At 65.6% G+C, this 16,650-nt stretch carries 18 protein-coding genes; 10 read left to right on the top strand and 8 right to left on the bottom strand.

The annotated features are described in order from the left end of the window. The first annotated feature begins 7 nt into the window (after positions 1 to 7). Positions 8 to 502, top strand: a complete 495-nt coding sequence (locus BN972_RS05925) for a nitroreductase family deazaflavin-dependent oxidoreductase (protein WP_036353985.1) — start codon at positions 8 to 10, stop codon at positions 500 to 502. Here the strand turns inward: BN972_RS05925 and BN972_RS05920 are convergent. Then, positions 483 to 1,073 carry a TetR family transcriptional regulator gene (locus BN972_RS05920; RefSeq protein ID WP_235192372.1) on the bottom strand — a complete coding sequence of 197 codons (591 nt, stop codon included), beginning with the start codon at positions 1,071 to 1,073 and terminating at the stop codon, positions 483 to 485. The two genes, BN972_RS05925 and BN972_RS05920, sit on opposite strands and share 20 nt — an antisense overlap. A gap of 76 nt (positions 1,074 to 1,149) precedes the next feature. On the opposite strand from BN972_RS05920, the gene BN972_RS05915 reads away from it, so the two are divergent. From BN972_RS05915 to BN972_RS05905, 3 genes are read left to right on the top strand one after another with little or no spacing between them, the layout of a single operon-like run. Beyond that, the gene (locus BN972_RS05915; RefSeq protein ID WP_036353982.1) at positions 1,150 to 1,983 is read left to right on the top strand and encodes a mycofactocin-coupled SDR family oxidoreductase; all 834 of its coding nucleotides are present in this window, start codon (positions 1,150 to 1,152) and stop codon (positions 1,981 to 1,983) included. A 14-nt stretch (positions 1,984 to 1,997) separates the two neighbouring features. Then, positions 1,998 to 3,197 carry a cytochrome P450 gene (locus BN972_RS05910; protein WP_036353979.1) on the top strand — a complete coding sequence of 400 codons (1,200 nt, stop codon included), beginning with the start codon at positions 1,998 to 2,000 and terminating at the stop codon, positions 3,195 to 3,197. A 51-nt stretch (positions 3,198 to 3,248) separates the two neighbouring features. Continuing rightward, a complete protein-coding gene (locus BN972_RS05905; RefSeq protein WP_036353975.1) occupies positions 3,249 to 3,668 on the top strand; it encodes a PPOX class F420-dependent oxidoreductase in 420 nt (139 codons plus the stop codon). Between the two features lie 19 nt (positions 3,669 to 3,687). On the opposite strand, the gene BN972_RS05900 is transcribed toward BN972_RS05905, so the two are convergent. Then, entirely contained in the window at positions 3,688 to 4,083 is a 396-nt protein-coding gene (locus BN972_RS05900) for a DUF4267 domain-containing protein (RefSeq protein ID WP_036356676.1), read from the bottom strand. A 125-nt stretch (positions 4,084 to 4,208) separates the two neighbouring features. On the opposite strand from BN972_RS05900, the gene BN972_RS05895 reads away from it, so the two are divergent. The 3 genes from BN972_RS05895 to BN972_RS27585 all read left to right on the top strand — a co-directional run bounded on the left by BN972_RS05895 (position 4,209) and on the right by BN972_RS27585 (position 7,392). Next, positions 4,209 to 5,096, top strand: a complete 888-nt coding sequence (locus tag BN972_RS05895; RefSeq protein ID WP_036353973.1) for an SPFH domain-containing protein — start codon at positions 4,209 to 4,211, stop codon at positions 5,094 to 5,096. A gap of 2 nt (positions 5,097 to 5,098) precedes the next feature. Beyond that, positions 5,099 to 6,799, top strand: coding sequence for a patatin-like phospholipase family protein (locus tag BN972_RS05890; RefSeq protein ID WP_036353971.1), 1,701 nt, complete (start codon positions 5,099 to 5,101; stop codon positions 6,797 to 6,799). A gap of 98 nt (positions 6,800 to 6,897) precedes the next feature. Then, a complete protein-coding gene (locus tag BN972_RS27585) occupies positions 6,898 to 7,392 on the top strand; it encodes a DUF732 domain-containing protein (protein WP_158497690.1) in 495 nt (164 codons plus the stop codon). Here BN972_RS27585 and BN972_RS05880 read toward each other — a convergent pair whose 3' ends face one another. Further along, a complete protein-coding gene (locus BN972_RS05880) occupies positions 7,393 to 8,328 on the bottom strand; it encodes a TIGR03619 family F420-dependent LLM class oxidoreductase (protein ID WP_036353968.1) in 936 nt (311 codons plus the stop codon). 89 nt (positions 8,329 to 8,417) lie between these two features. On the opposite strand from BN972_RS05880, the gene BN972_RS05875 reads away from it, so the two are divergent. Then, positions 8,418 to 9,221 carry an SDR family NAD(P)-dependent oxidoreductase gene (locus tag BN972_RS05875; protein ID WP_036356671.1) on the top strand — a complete coding sequence of 268 codons (804 nt, stop codon included), beginning with the start codon at positions 8,418 to 8,420 and terminating at the stop codon, positions 9,219 to 9,221. A gap of 6 nt (positions 9,222 to 9,227) precedes the next feature. Here BN972_RS05875 and BN972_RS05870 read toward each other — a convergent pair whose 3' ends face one another. From BN972_RS05870 to BN972_RS05855, 4 genes are read right to left on the bottom strand one after another with little or no spacing between them, the layout of a single operon-like run. Then, positions 9,228 to 10,208 (bottom strand): NAD-dependent epimerase/dehydratase family protein, encoded by a 981-nt coding sequence (locus BN972_RS05870; protein WP_065154722.1) that lies wholly within the window; start codon positions 10,206 to 10,208, stop codon positions 9,228 to 9,230. Between the two features lie 3 nt (positions 10,209 to 10,211). Next, positions 10,212 to 11,897, bottom strand: a complete 1,686-nt coding sequence (locus BN972_RS05865) for a nitric oxide reductase activation protein NorD (protein WP_036353965.1) — start codon at positions 11,895 to 11,897, stop codon at positions 10,212 to 10,214. After that, positions 11,894 to 12,715 (bottom strand): CbbQ/NirQ/NorQ/GpvN family protein, encoded by an 822-nt coding sequence (locus BN972_RS05860; protein ID WP_036353955.1) that lies wholly within the window; start codon positions 12,713 to 12,715, stop codon positions 11,894 to 11,896. The genes BN972_RS05865 and BN972_RS05860 overlap by 4 nt, the downstream gene beginning before the upstream one ends. 1 nt (position 12,716) lies before the next feature. Beyond that, positions 12,717 to 13,853 (bottom strand): spirocyclase AveC family protein, encoded by a 1,137-nt coding sequence (locus BN972_RS05855; RefSeq protein ID WP_036353953.1) that lies wholly within the window; start codon positions 13,851 to 13,853, stop codon positions 12,717 to 12,719. A gap of 129 nt (positions 13,854 to 13,982) precedes the next feature. Here BN972_RS05855 and BN972_RS05850 point away from each other — a divergent pair, with 129 nt between their 5' ends. Further along, positions 13,983 to 14,600, top strand: a complete 618-nt coding sequence (locus BN972_RS05850; RefSeq protein WP_036353950.1) for a TetR/AcrR family transcriptional regulator — start codon at positions 13,983 to 13,985, stop codon at positions 14,598 to 14,600. 13 nt (positions 14,601 to 14,613) lie between these two features. Here BN972_RS05850 and BN972_RS05845 read toward each other — a convergent pair whose 3' ends face one another. Further along, positions 14,614 to 15,777 (bottom strand): spirocyclase AveC family protein, encoded by a 1,164-nt coding sequence (locus BN972_RS05845; RefSeq protein WP_099051000.1) that lies wholly within the window; start codon positions 15,775 to 15,777, stop codon positions 14,614 to 14,616. Between the two features lie 108 nt (positions 15,778 to 15,885). On the opposite strand from BN972_RS05845, the gene BN972_RS05840 reads away from it, so the two are divergent. After that, positions 15,886 to 16,647: an LLM class F420-dependent oxidoreductase gene (locus BN972_RS05840; protein ID WP_036353944.1), complete on the top strand. Its 762-nt coding sequence runs from the start codon at positions 15,886 to 15,888 to the stop codon at positions 16,645 to 16,647. Positions 16,648 to 16,650: the final 3 nt, after the last annotated feature.

Here is a 16,650-nt window from a genome sequence, read left to right as displayed (position 1 = left end):
CGACACGATGCCGAAATTCTCGCTGCCCGACGACGCGCCATCGGGGCTGACATCCCCGGTGACCGCCAAAGTCATGAAGTACGCGTCCAAGGGGCACGTTGCGGTCTTCAAGCTCACCAATGGGCGCATCGGCAACAAATGGCGCATCGGCGCCGGCCTCCGCAAGCCCGTGCCCACGCTGCTGCTCGAACATCGGGGTCGTAAGTCGGGCCGCGAATTCACCACGCCGCTGCTGTATCTCGCCAACGGCGACGACTTCGTCATCGTCGCGTCGCAAGGCGGTATGCCCAAGAACCCGCAGTGGTACCACAACCTGGTCGCCAACCCAGACACCCGGATCCACGTGAAAGGCCGACGCAATATCGAGGTCTCGGCCCGCGTCGCCACACCCGATGAGCGCGCCGAGATGTGGCCGCGCTTGGTCGACCTCTACGCCGACTTCGCCAAGTATCAAAGCTGGACCGAACGCGAGATCCCGGTGGTCATTCTTTCCCCACGTTGACCGTCAACCGGAACAGCGCGCGCTGCAGGGTCGGCAGGATCTCGGTGATGGCGATCTCGCCGGCGGCGAACCGCGCCACCAGGCCATAGGCGAGATTCGACACGATCGGCGGCAGATCCTCTACCAGGTCGGCGTCGGCGTCGCGCAGCACCGCCATGGTGGCCGGGATGACAACGTCGAGGCCACGGTCGACCAGCCGCTGGCCTCCGGGAGCCGACCGCGCCCGGAAGTAAGCGCGAAGCATGTCCGGGTGACGTTCCCACGGCTCGAAAATGGTGCGGAAAACGCGCATGAGGCCGTCGTAGACGGATTCGTCGGGATCGTGTGTCTGTGTTGCCAAACCGGCGTACCGGTTCGCGTCCATCCAGCTCTCCAACGCGGCGAGAATCAGCGTGTCCCGGGTTGGAAAGCGCTTGTAGATGGTGGCCAACGACGTCCGTGAGCGCTTGGCCACCTCACGCAACTGCACAGCGTCGTAGCCGTCGGACTCTAGAATGCCCACCACGACATCGAGGATGGGGTCACCGACGCGGCGATCCTGATCGCCGATCGTCGCTTCGGTGCCGACCACGTGACGAACCCCTTGCCCTCGTCGAGTAACCCGGTTACCGTACCTTCTGTAACGAGGTTACTCAATGAGGAGGGCCATGGCAGGCCGGGTTGCAGGCAAGGTCGCATTCGTCACGGGCGCGGCGCGCGGGCAGGGCCGCAGTCATGCGGTGCGACTGGCGCAAGAGGGCGCCGACATCATCGCCGTCGATATCTGCCGGGGCTTCGACAACTCCCCCGCGCCGGCGGCCTCGCCCGAAGACCTTGCCGAGACCGCCGACCTCGTCAAGGGTCTGGATCGCCGCGTGGTCACCGCCGAGGTCGACGTCCGTGACTACGAGGCGCTCAAGGCTGCGGTCGACAGCGGCGTCGAGCAACTCGGCCGGCTCGACATCGTCGTGGCCAATGCCGGCATCGGCACCATCGCTCCACGCCTGGACCGGATGGACGAAGACCTGTGGCAGGAGATGATCGACGTCAACTTGAGCGGGGTGTGGAAGACGGTGAAAACCGCTGTCCCCCATCTGCTTTCGGGTGGTGGCGGTTCCATCGTGCTGACCAGCTCGGTGGCCGGGCTGAAGGCCTACACCCATACGGGGCACTACAACGCCGCCAAGCACGGCGTGGTGGGTTTGATGCGGTCGTTCGCCGTCGAGCTGGGCCCCAAAAACATCCGGGTCAACTCCGTGCACCCCACCCACGTGAACACACCACTGTTGATCAACGACATGACTTTTCGGCTGTTCCGCCCTGACCTGGAGAATCCCGGACCAGACGACCTGGCACCGATCTGTCAGACCTTCCACACGTTGCCGATCCCCTGGGTGAACGCCGAAGACATCAGCAACGCCGTGTTGTTCCTGGCCTCCGACGAGGCGCGCTACATCACCGGAGTCACGCTTCCCGTGGACGCGGGCAGCTGCCTGAAGTAAGGAAACGTCCCCGCATGACCATCGCCCCCGAGACAGACGTCTACTACGATCCCTACGACGTCAAGATCACCGCCGACCCCTACCCCACCTATGCCCGGCTGCGCGACGAGGCCCCGCTCTATTTCAACGAGCGCTACAACTTCTGGGCGATCTCCCGGCACGCTGATGTGGAAAAGGCGCTCTCCGACTGGGAGACGTTCTCCAACAGCCGAAGTGACATTCTCGAGCTCATCCAATCCAAGTTCCCGATGCCGCCCGGCGTGCTGATGTTCGAGGACCCGCCGACCCACACCATGCTGCGCGGTGTCATGTCGCGCGTCTTCACCCCGCGGCGGATGGCGGCCATCGAGGATCAGATCCGCGCCTACTGCGTGCGTTGTCTGGATCCGCTCGTCGGCTCGGACGGATTCGACATCATCGCCGAACTCGCCTCGATGATGCCGATGCGCGTGATCGGCATGCTGCTGGGCATCCCGGAGGAAGAGCAGATCGGCGTGCGCGACGCCAATGACGCCAACCTGCGCACCCGGCCCGGCACACCGATGAAAGTGGCCGACCCGGAAGCCATCGCCGATGGCCGCATCTACGCCGAGTACGTCGACTGGCGGGCCAAGAACCCCTCCGACGACCTGATGACCTCGCTGCTCAACGTCGAGTTCGAGGACGCCGACGGAGTGACGCGCAAGCTCACCCGCAAGGAGGTGCTGCACTACACGCAGGTGGTCGCCGGGGCGGGCAACGAGACGACGGGACGGCTGATCGGCTGGCTGGCCAAGGTGCTGGCCGAGCACCCCGATCAGCGCCGGGAAATCGTGCAGGACCGGTCGCTGCTGACGCGCGCGGTCGACGAAACGCTGCGCTTCGAGCCGACGGGTCCGCACGTCGGGCGCTACACGATCCGCGACTTCGCGGCCTACGGCACCACGGTGCCGGCCGGCAGTGCCGTGCTGCTGCTCTTCGGCGCAGCGAACCGGGATCCGTTGCGTTACAAGGACCCTGACACGTTCAACATCCATCGAGACAACATCTCGCACCTCACCTTCGGCAAAGGGGTGCACTATTGCCTGGGTGCGAATTTGGCCCGGTTGGAAGGCAGGGTGGCACTCGACGAGCTGCTCAACCGGTGGCCCGAGTGGGAAATCGACTATGAGAGCCTCAAGCTGGCGCCCACCTCGACGGTCCGTGGCTGGGAGCGGCTGCGAATCGTGGTGTGACCGTGTGACCGGGACGGGAATTAATCAGCCACCGCGACGGTATAAGAACGCATGAAACTCAACGATGCCGCGCGTCAGCTCATCGGTGCCGGTGCCGACGCCACCCTGGTCACCCTCAATCCCGACGGCAGTCCCCAGGTGAGCCTGGTTTGGGTCGCGCTGCAGTCGACGCCGGACGGCGACGAACTCGTCACCGCGCATCTGGCCGAACACAAGAAGGTGCGCAACGTGCGCAACGATCCGCGGGTGGCGGTGACGATCGTGTCCACGGAAGACCCCGGCGGGGCGATGCGCCCCTACCTGGCCATCAACGGCACCGCCCGAATCGTCGAGGGCGGAGCGCCCGAGCTGCTCAAGGAACTCGCTCAGACGCTGTCGGACCCGAACGTTTTTCCTCCGGCCGGCGCGCCGCCCGGATTTCTCACCCGCATCCGCATCGACAAGGTCGGCGGCATCGGGCCTTGGTCCTAGCCGCGTCCTAGCGACGAACTCAGGCGTCGGTCGGCTCGACCGCTGCCGGCCGGCGGCGGGCGGCGCCCCACAGTCCGACACCGATGCCCACCGCGGCGCCGCCCAACCCGATGGCACGCTGCGCGGGCTTCAACTGGTCATGCACGCTGAGCCCGCCCAGTAGGTCGGCCGCGTCGGCGCCGCCGGAAGCCAGGAACCAGCCGCGGGTGTTCTTGCCCCGCAGGGCCGAGACGGCGAGCAGGCCGCCGATCAGCGCGTCGCGGTAACCCATTGAGCGCAAAAGCAATTGCGCGGTCGCGGTCTGATCGTCGGGATCGCCCCAGAGCTTGTTTGCCTTGATGGGGTCCACGAGGAAGGAAATACCGGAGGCAAGCCGGATGCTGCCGGCAATGAGCGCCGCACGATCGATCGACATGGTCGGCAGCTTAGTACCGAGCACCCCGATCTCAATGGGCTTGTTACGACGGCGATTTATCGGTCTCCCCGTTGAGCGGCCGGTCGATAGGATTCCCGCGATACAGGAGCAAAAGGAGTCCAGGGATGACGTGGCAGATCGTGCTGTTTGTTCTGGGTTTGATCGTTGCCGGGGTCGCGGCGGTGTCGTGGCGGTTCGCCGGCAGTGACAAGGGCCGCGCCCGCGGCAGGCGGGTGGCACTGGGCGCGCTGGCCGCCGCGGTGCTGTTCTTCCTCTTCGGCTGCTTCACGATCGTGGGCACCCGCCAGATCGCGATCCTCACCACCTTCGGCCGGCCGACCGGCGTGAGCCTGAACAACGGTTTCCACGGCAAGTGGCCCTGGCAAATGGCGCACCAGATGGACGGGGCGGTCCAGATCGACAAGTACGTCAAGAACGGCAGCCACGATGAACGCATCATGGTGCGGTTGGGCAATCAGTCCACCGCATGGGCCGACGTCAGCATCCGCTGGCAGCTCAAGCAGCACGCCGCTCCCGAGCTCTTCCAGAGCTACAAGACTTTCGACAACGTGCGAGTCAACCTGATCGAGCGCAACCTGTCGGTGGCGCTGAACGAGGTGTTCGCCGCCTTCAACCCGCTCGACCCACGCAACTTGGAGGTGTCGCCGTTGCCGGCGCTGGCCAAGCGGGCCGCCGATATCCTGCGCCAGGACGTCGGTGGTCAGGTTGACATCTTCGACGTCAACGTGCCGACCATCCAGTACGACCAAGGCACCGAGGACAAGATCAACCAGCTCAACCAGCAGCGCGCCCAGACCTCGATCGCGGTCGAGTCCCAGCGCACCGCGGAGGCGCAGGCCAAGGCGAACGAGATCCTGTCCCGCTCGATCAGCAACGACCCCAATGTGGTGGTGCAGAACTGCATCACCGCCGCGATCAACAAGGGGATCAGCCCATTGGGCTGCTGGCCGGGCACCGCGGCGGTGCCGACTGTGCCGGTGGCCGGGCGTTAGGCATGCAGCTCCCGTTCGCCGACGCGCTGCGCGGCCGCTGGGGCGGCCGCAGGCCCCAGCTGGATCTGCTCGAGGAGGCCGAGGACCTCGAAACCGAAGCGACCGAAGCGGCCCTGGACACCGTCGACCTACCGGCCGCCGATCCGGCGGTGCTGCTGCAGAAGATGGAGAACCGGCTCGTCCGCAATCAGCTGGCCCATCCGGACGTGCTGGCCTCCGAGGAACTGCGCAGATTGCGCTACATCCTCAACTTCGCCCGGCTCGCCGACTTCGAACCCGGGGCGGCGGGTCCCGGCGGCCGCCGCGGCCGCGGGGACATCTCGGTGGGCGCAGAAGTCGGGCCGTGGCGGTCCCGGGTCATCGACGCGCTGTACGCGCCGCTGCGTGAGGAATCGGATCCGGTCAAGGCGCTGACGGCGGCGCGTGAGGTGCTGACGGGGCTGAGCGACGAGCAGGACGATCAACGATCGGTCCTAATCGAGCGCCACCGCAACGATTTCAGCGCCGCCGAACTCGACGCCGAGGTCGGCTACAAGAAGCTGGTGACGATCCTGGGCGGGGGCGGCGGCGCCGGTTTCGTCTATATCGGCGGCATGCAACGCCTGTTGGAGGCGGGCCAGCTACCCGACTACCTGATCGGCTCGTCGTTCGGTTCGATCCTGGGCAGTCTGGTGGCCCGGGAACTGCCGGTACCCATCGAGGAGTACGTCGATTGGGCCAAAACGGTGTCCTATCGGGCCATTCTGGGTCCGGAGCGGCTGCGCCGCCGCCACGGCATGGCCGGGTTGTTCGCGTTGCGCTTCGACGAGTTCGCCCACGCGCTGCTCAGCCGCGAGGACGGCGAACGGTTGCGGATGTCGGACCTGGCGATCCCGTTCGACGTCGTCATCGCCGGCGTGCGCCGGCAACCGTACGCGGCGCTGCCCTCCCGGTTCCGCCGTCCCGAACTGGCGGCGTTGCAGGGCCGGTCAGTTCCGTTCCGTCCCATCGGGATTGGGCCGCTGGTCGCGGCGCGCATGTGGCAGGTGTCGGCGTTCATCGACCTGCGCGTGGTCAAGCCGGTCGTCGTCACCGGTGACGATCCCGCGCTCGACTTCGACGTCCTGGACGCGGCATCGTTCTCGTCGGCGATCCCCGGCGTACTGCACCACGAGACCCGCGACCCGCGCATGCTGCCGCTGCTCGACGAACTGTGCGCCCAGCGGGACATTGCCGCGCTTGTCGATGGCGGTGCGGCCAGCAATGTCCCGGTCGAACTGGCCTGGAAGCGGGTCCGCGACGGCAAGCTCGGTACCCGCAATGCCTGCTACCTGGCGTTCGATTGCTTTCACCCACAATGGGATTCGCGACACCTGTGGCTGGCGCCGATCCTGCAGGCGATTCAGCTACAGATGCTGCGAAACCTGCCCTACGCCGACCATCTGGTCCGATTCGAACGGACCCTGTCGCCGATCAACCTGGCACCGTCGGCCGCCGCGATCGACCGCGCGTGCCGCTGGGGACGAAACAGCGTCGACAAGGCCATCCCGGTGACATCGGCACTGTTGCAGCCGACGTGGTGGGAAGGCGACGCCCCCGCGGCACCCAGCACAGAGCCCCAGGAACGCGCGAAGTCGGTGGCGTCGTCGATGAGTTCGGTGATGGCCGCGATCCAGGCGCCAAGCGGCCGCTTCGCCCGCTGGCGCGACCGTCGCCTGACCTGACCTGGCGCCCGCAGACTACGATGACCCACATGTCCGACCCGGAGGAATCGGGGAACCTGGCGTGGTCGCGCGGTAACGACGTACCGGCCGTCACGAATATGCCGGCCGAGGGCAATGACCGCCAGCAGTCCGCCGGCGCGCCTGCGGACATCGACCAGAGCTGGCTCACCGCTTGGAGCCGCGCCGCCGCGCTGCTGTTGACGTGCCTGGCGCTCGCGATCGTGATCGTGGTGGTCGGCTGGGTGATGGCGACCGACAACAAATCGAGCAACGCCGCGCAGCCCCCCGGCACCACCGCCGCGTCAAGCCGTGCCTCGGCAACCACGACCACCACCGTCTCTTCGACGCCCGACCAAGACAGCCGCTACATCGCGGCACTCAACGAGAAAGGCATCGAGTTCGCCAATCCCGACGTGGCCGTACACAATGGGAAAACGGTGTGCCAGAACCTCGATGCCGGCATGACCGTCCAGCAGATAACGGCGCAGTTTCAGCAGGACAGTCCCGATTTCGCCGCCCACGCCAACGATTTCGTCGCCGTGTCCGTTCGCGCCTATTGCACGCAGTACAGCAAGCTGGTCGCCGGCTTCTGATCAGTCGGTGGCCCGCCGGAAGGCACTGACCAGTTCAGCAAGAGCCTCGGCCGCGTGTGCGGGGTCCCGCGGCAGCCCGCCGCTGAACCGGATGTCGGTCGCTCCGTCAGCCACGAGCTGTGTCACAGCGTCGATGCAGGCGGCGACGTCAATCGAGCGGTCGGATGATCTCGCCAGCGCCGCGGACCCCTGCACCTGCAGATCACTCGGGTCGCCGCCGGCGTCAGCGATCGCCTTTTTCATGGCCGGCACGGCGCCTTTGAGGTCGCTGATGGCGGGTCCCCAAGGAATCCAACGTTTTCCGAACCTGCTCAGTCGTCTTGCCACCGCCGGATTGACCGTTCCACTGACCCAGATCGGGATACCTCCGGCCTGCACCGGTTTTGGCATCTGGTGAATACCGTCGAAGGACAATTCCGGCGAGTGGTAGGCCGCGCGCTGTTGGGTCCACAACGCCTCGCATACCTCGAGGGTGTGGTCGAGCAGGCGCCCGCGCCGCTCGAACGCCAAACCTGCCGCCTCGTACTCCTCGCGTTGCCAGCCGATACCCACACCCAGGTCCACCCGGCCGCCCGACAGGGCATCCAAGGTGGCCAGTTGCTTGGCCAGCACCACCGGACGTCGTAGCGCGGCCAGCAACACCCCGGTACCCAGCCGGATGCGCTGCGTGGTGGCGGCCACCGCAGTCAGGAGCACGACTGGTTCCATCCAGTGCCCGTCCGGGCCGGTCGGCTGGCGTCCTCCCGCGGTTCCACCCAATGCCGGGTCGCTGTAGGCGGCCAGGTTCTCACCGAACGCCACGTGGTCGGACACCACCACCCGGTCGACGCCGGCTGCGTCCATGGCGCGCGCGGTGTCAAGGGTCCCTTGCCAGTCCAGCTCTGGGCCGTCGCTGAAAGTGCGCAGGTACAGCGAGAGTTTCGGACGATCCGTCATGCGTCGAGCGTATCGGTCCTCAACGGACTTACCGCTATCGTGCAAGGAGCGGCGACGTGCTGCACCCCCGGGTCGAGGCAGGTATGGCGATGGATCTTGGTTTTGCCGGTGCGACAGCGGTCGTCACGGGAGGCAGTAAAGGGATGGGACTGGCCATCGCCGAGAGCTTGGGCGCTGAGGGCGCTTCGGTGGCCGTTATGGCCCGCGGCCGAGCCGCACTCGAGGCCGCCGCCGCCAAGATTCGCTCGGCCGGCGCTCCCGAGGTGCTGCCGGTCGAAGTGGACGTGTCCGACCCGCAATCGATCATCGCCGGCTTCGGCGCGGTGGCCGACCGGTGGCCTTCTCTCAATGCGCTGATCCACACCGTCGGGCCGAGCGCCGGGTCGTTCGACGATCTCGACGACGCGGGTTGGCATGCGGCGTTCGAGCTGGGCACGATGTCGGCGGTGCGGTCGATTCGGGCCGCCCTCCCCCAACTGCGGGCGGCGAATTGGGCGCGCATCGTGACGCTGTCCGCCCATTCCATCCAGCGGCAGAGTCCGCACCTGGTGGCCTACACCGCGGCCAAGTCCGCACTGTCCAGCGTCACCAAGAACCTTTCCAAAAGCCTTGGCCCCGAAGGCATTCTGGTGAACTGCGTATGTCCCGGGACAATCGTGACGGCCAGCTTCACCGAGGTGCTCAAGGATACGCTGGCGGTCGACGGCCTGGACTCGTCCGACCCGCACGACGTCATGCGCTGGGTGGAGAAGACCTTCCATCACCCCTGCGACCTCGGCCGGGCCGGACTTCCGGAGGAGATCGCTTCGGTGACAACGTATCTGGCCTCCCGTCGCAACGGGTATGTGACCGGCGCGACCGTGAACGTCGACGGCGGTTCCGACTTCATCTAGCTTTTTCTAGCCGCGTCCAACGGCCGCCCTGTTCTCCTTGCGGTAGGCCGAGCTCCGGACCACGAACCAGGTGGCCAGCGGGCGCACGAGACGGATCAGCGGCACCAGCATGCCGAATTCCCGCCGCATATCCCGCAGTTGGTCCTCAAGGCCGCGCGACTGGTACTGCAGCAGCCGTTGACTTTCTTCGGTGTCCACCCAGTCGCCGAAGAACCGAGGCGGCGTTGTCTGAACATATGCATCGGCTGGCACGGGGCCGATTCCGATCGCACCCATCAGCGTATTGGTGAATTCGTAATATGTGGTCCGGCAATTCTTTCCGCCGGCGATGTACAAGGTCTTGCCGATCGCTTCCGCACAGCCCACCGCGCGGGCGAACGCCGTACCCGCGTCGGCGGGATGGAGAAACTCGAATCGCGCGTCGGGACTGAATTCGAACATGATGCTCGGATCCTGGCTCTGCAGGTGGATGGGCGAGGCAGCCGCGAGCCGCAGGATGCTCCACTGTAGCCCCGACTGCCGGATTGCCTGCTCGCTGGCCACCTTGTGCCGGCCGTACTCGTCAGTCGGTGAGACCGGCATATCCACCCGCAGCGGCGGTTCACGGTCCTGGATGTCGCCGCACACACCAACGGACGACGCGAAGACGAGACGTTTGGCGGTGAGCGACTCTTCCATGCGCGCGATCAGGTTCCGGGTCGCGTCGAGGTTCACCTTCTGGGCCAGCGCGGGCGATCGTTCCGAGGCGGGCGGAATGATGGCCGCCAGGTGGATCACTGCATCCACGTCCTGCAACGCTTGCCCAACCGATTCGTCAGACGTGATATCGCCCCACACGAAGCGCACCCGGGGCCCGAAGGAGGAGGCCAGTTTTCGGGCTCGCCGTGACGGAAGATCGAACGCGACCACGTCGTGGCCTTCGAGCAGCAGCGCCTCGAGCGTCGAAAGGCCGATATTGCCAAGCGCACCCGTCAACAACACTCTCATGCTTCACCCTCGGATCGGTTTCGGTGCGGCGAGTTCGCGCAGCGAACCCAGGAATAGCTCATCCATTCGCGGACTCAGATCGGACAGGGTCGGGGCGCCGGCGTAGCCGGCCGAGCCGAAAACCCGTTGCAGCGCGCGGGTGTCGGCAGTAGGGCCGATGGAAAGACACAGGCAGGCGATGCCATCGCCGCGCAGCTCCGACAGTGCCGTGGCGGTGTCGGCTTCGGCGTAGCGGCCTTCGTAACCGTCGTCGTACGGGTAACCATCCGTGAGCACGACGAGCAGCCTGTTCGGGGTGCCGGCCTCGGTCTTGAGAATCTCGCCCGCACCCCGGATCCCGGCCCCGAGCCGGGTATAGCCGGACGGCTGAAGCTGATTGAGCCGGGCTCGTCCCAGAGCGCCGAATCGTTGTCCGAAGGTCTTGATTGCCGGCAGGTGAACGGCGTGCCTGCCATGGGAGCGGAAGGCGTAGACCGCCACGCGATCCCCGAGTTCTTCTAGCGTCGCGGCCAGCGTAGCGGCCGCCGCGCGTTGGTGGTCGTGGACGGCCAGACCTTCCGAATCGGTGTCGGTGGCCGACCCCGAAGCATCGAGCAGGATCAGGACGCCGAGATTGCGCTCGAGCTTGCGGCGGTCTAGATACACGTTTTCGGGCGGTGAATAGCCGGAGCGCAGATCCACGAAGAGGTCCGTCAGCGCCTCGACGTCGAGCTCGTCGCCATCGGGTCGGGCGCGCAATAGCTTGGGGCCAAGGCCGATCCGGGACAAGCGCCGACGGAGCACGTCGTCGTGCGTGATTCCGGCGGCCGTAACGTCGGCCGCCGCCGTCAGCGGGAACGCGATGACCCGGCACCAATGGTCCCGGTAGCGCCGGCGGTGCGCGTCCCATTCCGGATGCCAGGCCCCGCCCACGCCGACTGCAGCACCGGGTCTGCCGTCGTCGGTGAAGTGGATACGGGTGGGCAATGGCCGGGCCTCGGGACCGGCCGTGTCGGCCCGCCGCACGGCCCGCGCTCGCAATTCCGCACCAGCGGCACCCTGCCCGGCGGAGCGCGAACTGCCGAACAGCTTGCGAAAGTAATCCGACAGCGCCTGTGAGCCGGAAAGCGGGTTCTCGAACAATCTCAGGATCCTGCTCGAGCCCGACCGATCCCCGTCACCAGAGTCGTCGACCTCTGGCATATCGGTTGGCCGGAACTGTAATTGCAGTTCTTGGTCGGTCGCTCTACCTCCGGACGTCGGGGCCGACGCGAGCAGACGCGCGGGTTTGATCACACCGAACCACGGAGGTGGATCGGCGACCTCGGCTCGTCCCCGCGCGACTTGCAGCGATTCGGCCGCCGTTGCCGTGCGTGGACCGACAACCGATATCAGCCCGGCGGCGAGTGGAAGACGTTGAGCGAGTTGGTCGATCACCCGTTGGCCTTCGACGGCAAGATAACGCCGCGCGACCAACGGACGGGTCCGCAATGACTTGACCAGGCTGTGGTCCAGACTTCCCGCACCCAGCAGTGCACTCTGCAACAGCATCTCGCGGCGCTGTTGCGCTACGCCGCCGCCAGCCGAGACAAAGATGACCTGCCCGTCCGTGTGCGCGGCCTGGCCGGTCGGTGACTCTGCAACCTCGACCGCTCTGCCCGCGACGTGGCTGGCCAATAGCCGAAAGATGTTGGGGTCGAGGGCTGTCACGGTTGCGGCAGTGCGGCATCCACGAGTTCACCGAGTGCATGCACCACATCCCGGTCGTCGGAGAGGACCTGAACGATCGCCGCGTGGACCGCACTGCGCAGGCTCAGACCTTCGGCGACGAGGCCGCCGGCCAGGATCAACATCCGGGTGGACGCCACTTCCCGCAGCGGTGAACCATCGAGATTTCTGATCGCGTTGCCCAGGTTGACCAGCAGACGCGCTGTCTCCCGGTCGATTCCGGCTTCATGGGCAACGACTTCGGTCTCGGTCTCGGCCGGAGGAAATTCCAGCTCGATCGCGATGAAGCGCTGGCGGGTCGACTCCTTGAGGTTCTTCAGGACACTCTGATAGCCAGGGTTATAGGAGATCACCAATTGGAATCCGGGGGCCGCGGACAGTGTGGTGCCGAGCCGATCCACCGGGAGCTCGCGACGGTGATCGGCCAAGGGATGGATCACGACGGTCGTGTCCTGCCGCGCCTCCACCACCTCGTCCAAATAGAAGATCGCGCCCGTCCGGACCGCACGGGTCAACGGCCCGTCCACCCAGACCGTCTCGCCACCCTTGAGCAGAAACCGCCCTACGAGGTCCGCCGACGTCATGTCCTCGTGTCCGGCAACGGTGATCAAATCGCGCCCGAGGCGGTGGGCCATCGCCTCAACGAAGCGAGTTTTCCCACATCCGGTGGGACCCTTCAACAACACCGGCAAGCCCCGGCGTGCGGCAGCGCGGAACACCTCCACCTCGTCACCGACCGACCGGTAGAACGGGGACTCCGATGCCGAGTGCAGCGTCTGCGGTCGGCTCTCGGTCAGCACTTCAGTTCCCCCGCTTGAACGGAACGATGGTCGGCAGGGTGACGCCCGGTGGAAGGACGAAGCGGCCCTGTGGATCGATGTGGCCGGAGTTCCTGCCCGGGATCGGCAGCGCCGGGTCGGGACAGAGCCGGTCGGTCCCGTCCCCACAGATGCCCATCGTGAAGTAGGAGCGCTCCAACAAATCCTTCGGCCAGGACTCAGCGTGCAGTGCGAACCATTGCGCGGGGATGTTGTAACAGACGAAGAAGAACATGCTGCACGCCGCGAAAATGGCGAGGAACCGGGTGATTTGCTGTTTGGCGAACCCGCCCTGGATGTGTTCGGCTCCCCGCTCGACGAAGGTGCGACCACGATCGTCAGTGAAGTAGCGCAGCGCGCACAGACCCGCCTGCACGCCTCCCCACATGAGTCCTTCATAGACCGGCCACTGGTAGTAGGTGCCGGCGTTGATCGAGAGTGCCTTGATGGCACCGGGATAAGTGAAGAGTCCCATCGGCATCAGGAACAAGCCCTCGATGACAAAGTCAAAGAAGAAGGTCCAGACGATCAGGACGCCAATCAGCTTGACATTGCTGATGTTCGGCCAACGCACCTTGGCCCGCCGCATGACCCAGCAGCCGAGCATCGTGCAGAGCAGCACCCCGAATGAGTAACCCGGCGCATTCATGAGGATGGGTTCGGCCATCATGCGGCCCGGCTCGCCGAAGGAGACCCAACCGGGAATGTCCTGCACCCAGGAACCGCGGTTCCACATCCAGGTGTTGTAGGTGCTCCAGGTGTTGAAGTAATTCAGCAGGGGGTCCTGGAAGAACAGCAGGCCGCAGGCCACCAGCAGCATGCCGTCCAGCGTGATTCGCCGCTCCCGGCGCCACGGTCGAATGATGAAGTGCCACAGGCTAAGTGGTAGCCCGACGATGATCACCCCGGTCCATGTGACCAGGATCGCTTTCATGTACATGGGCGGATCGCTGGGCCCAGTGGGCACTCGCTCGAAGTTGGGCCCGGTGATCCACCGGATCCACACATAGAGCTGGAAGGCCAGAATGGCACCACCGATGATCGCCCATATCCGGACGGGCTTCGGTGACGGCTGCACCTGCCCGCTGGACAGCGCATCGATGCTCGACAAGCTACTCATCACGCGTCTCCCTCCCGATGGTCGCGGTACCGCGCCGGCTCCGGGCCAGTAGCCGCGACGGCTGCTAATATACCAATCGGTATCTCAGTAACCAACTGTTCGCCAGGATTCTGTGGCAGAATTTCGCACATGGTAGAGCGGTGGACGCGGGAACGGCGCCTTGAGCACACCCGGTCGCTGCTGCTTGACGCCGCCGAAGAGGTCTTCGCCGAAAAGGGTTTCATGGCAGCCTCTCTCGATGACATCGCCCACGCCGCCGGCTACACCAAAGGTGCCATCTACAAGCACTTCGCCACCAAGGAAGACCTGTTCCTGGCCGTCAACGACCGGTACTGGCGCCGTTACTTCGACAACTTCGCCGAGGTGATGTCGACGGCGACACAGATCGGGGCGCGGGAGTTGGACGAGATCGCCGACCGCTGGCGGCAATTAGGCCGCGACCGAGGCGCTGCGCACGCCGCCCTGGGCCACGAATTCACGCTCTATCTGCTGCGCAACCCCGACGCTCGGGAACGGGTGGCCGCAAAGCGCACGGAAGTCGTTGACGCGCTTGCAACATTCATCATCAAGGGGCTCGAGCGACTGGGCGGGGGCCTACTGATCCCGCCGCTGACCTTCGCTCACATACTCGTCGCGACCACCAATTCCATCGAACTGGTAAGCCAACTCGATGATGCCGACCTGTACCGGCCGATCCTGGAACTGTATATGTCGGTCATCAAACTGCCGTCCGCTTCAAAGCGTTGACGGCCTCGCCGGCTCAGCGCCCCGGGTCAAAGGGAATCGTTCTGGGCAGCGTCGCGCCCGGCGGCAGGACCAGCTTTCCGTCCGTGTCGATGTAGCCGGACCGCTTGGTCGGCATCGGCACAACGGGATTCGGGCAGGGCCGATCGGTCCCGTCGCCGCAGGTGCCGCCGATGAAGTAGGAACGCCGCTGCACATCCTCGGGCCACGGGTCGGCATGCATGCCCATCCATTGCGCGGGAACGTTGTAGAAGATGAAGAAGCAGGCGCTGACGCCGCCAAAGATTGCCAGGAAGCGGACGAACTGCTGGCGCACCACCCCGCCAGGAGCACTGTCCAGTCCCCGCTCGACGACCGTGCGGCCGCGGTCATCGGTGAAATAGCGCAGGCAACACAGCGCCGCCTGAACGCCTCCCCACATCAACCCTTCGTAGACCGGCCACTGGTAGTAATGGCCGGCGTTGAGCGAAACCGCCCGGATAGCACCGGGATACGTGTAGAACCCGATCGGCAGCAGGATGCAACCCTCCATCACCAGGTCCAGCAAAAAGGTGCAGGCGTAGGTCACCGCGATCAACCGAAGATTGCTGACGCCGGGCCACCGCGCCTTGATCCTGCGCATTACCCAGCACCCGACGATCGTGATCAGCAGCACGCCGTAGGCATAACCCGGGGCATTGGTCAACAACGGCTCGGCAACCTGCCGGCCGGGCTCCTCCGGCGAGACCCAACCCGGGATGTGCGAGGACCACGAACCGCGGTTGAACAACCAGGTGTTGTAGGTACACCAGGTGTTGAGGTAGTTCAACAGCGGGTCCTGGAAAAACATCAAGCCCATTGAAAGGACCAACATCCCGTCCAGCGTTATCCGTCGCTCGCGTCGCCACGGCCGGACGAAGAACCACCACACGGCGAACGGCAGACCGACCCAGAGGATGATCGCGTTGGTCAGCAGTGGCACCTTCATGTACAGCGGCGGATCGCTCGGCCCGGCGGGGACTTGCTGGAAGTAGGGCCCGGTGATCCAGCGGAGCCACACATACACCTGGAGGGTCAGCACCGCGCCACCGACCATGGCCCAGATCCGGACCGCTTTGACCGAGGACTGAGCCCGACCACGCTCGGGGACCGCGCTGAGCGATTCGGTGACGGTGGTTGCGCTCTCGACCGGCCCACTCATGGCTAACGTCCCCTCTGTACGCATGGCAATCACGCGAATATACCAGTGAGTATCTAAACGACGGGCAAGAATCTATAGTCCGGGCCGGACGGCCGGTTAACCTCGTGCATGCTGAAGATCGGTGTTCAGATCCATCCGCAGAACACCACGATGGCCGCGCTGCGCACGGCGTGGCAGGGCGTTGACGACATCGGCGTCGACAGCCTGTGGACCTGGGATCACTTCTTTCCGCCGTTGTACGGATCCCCTGATGAGGCGCACTACGAGGGCTGGCAGATCCTCGCCGCGATGGCCGTCACCACCGCCAAGGTCAACCAGATCGGCATGCTGGTGACCGGTTGCGGCTACCGCAATCCGGACTTGTTGGCCGACATGGCCCGTACCCTCGATCACCTCTCGGGAGGACGAGCCGTGTTGGGCATCGGATCGGGGTGGATGGACAAGGACGAAGCCGAATACGGCTACCCGGTGCGCAGCCCCGCGCAACGACTCGACGCCCTGGCCGAGGCGCTGCCGCGCATTCGGCGCCGCATCGGCTTACTGCAGCCGGGCCCCATCGGACCACTGCCGATCCTGATCGGCGGCAACGGTGAACGGCGCACCCTTCGGCTGGTGGCCGAGCATGCCGATATGTGGAACGGCTACGGCGACGCCGAGACCATCCGCGCCAAGAATCGGGTCATCGACCGGTGGTGTGCGGAGATCGGCAGGGACCCCGGCGAGATCGAACGGACGGTCTGGATTGAGCGGGTTGACCCAGAACTCGTCGAATCCCTGGCTGCAGCGGGAGCCGACCACCTGATCCTGGGCCTGCGGGCGCCCTACGACCTGCAGCCGGTGGAGCGCCTGGCGGCGGCCCGCGGCGTTTAGCCC

Source organism: Mycobacterium asiaticum DSM 44297 (genome assembly GCF_000613245.1).
GTDB lineage: Bacteria > Actinomycetota > Actinomycetes > Mycobacteriales > Mycobacteriaceae > Mycobacterium > Mycobacterium asiaticum.
Note: the sequence above shows the minus strand (reverse complement) of the source record. Positions and strands in the feature narration are given on the sequence as shown.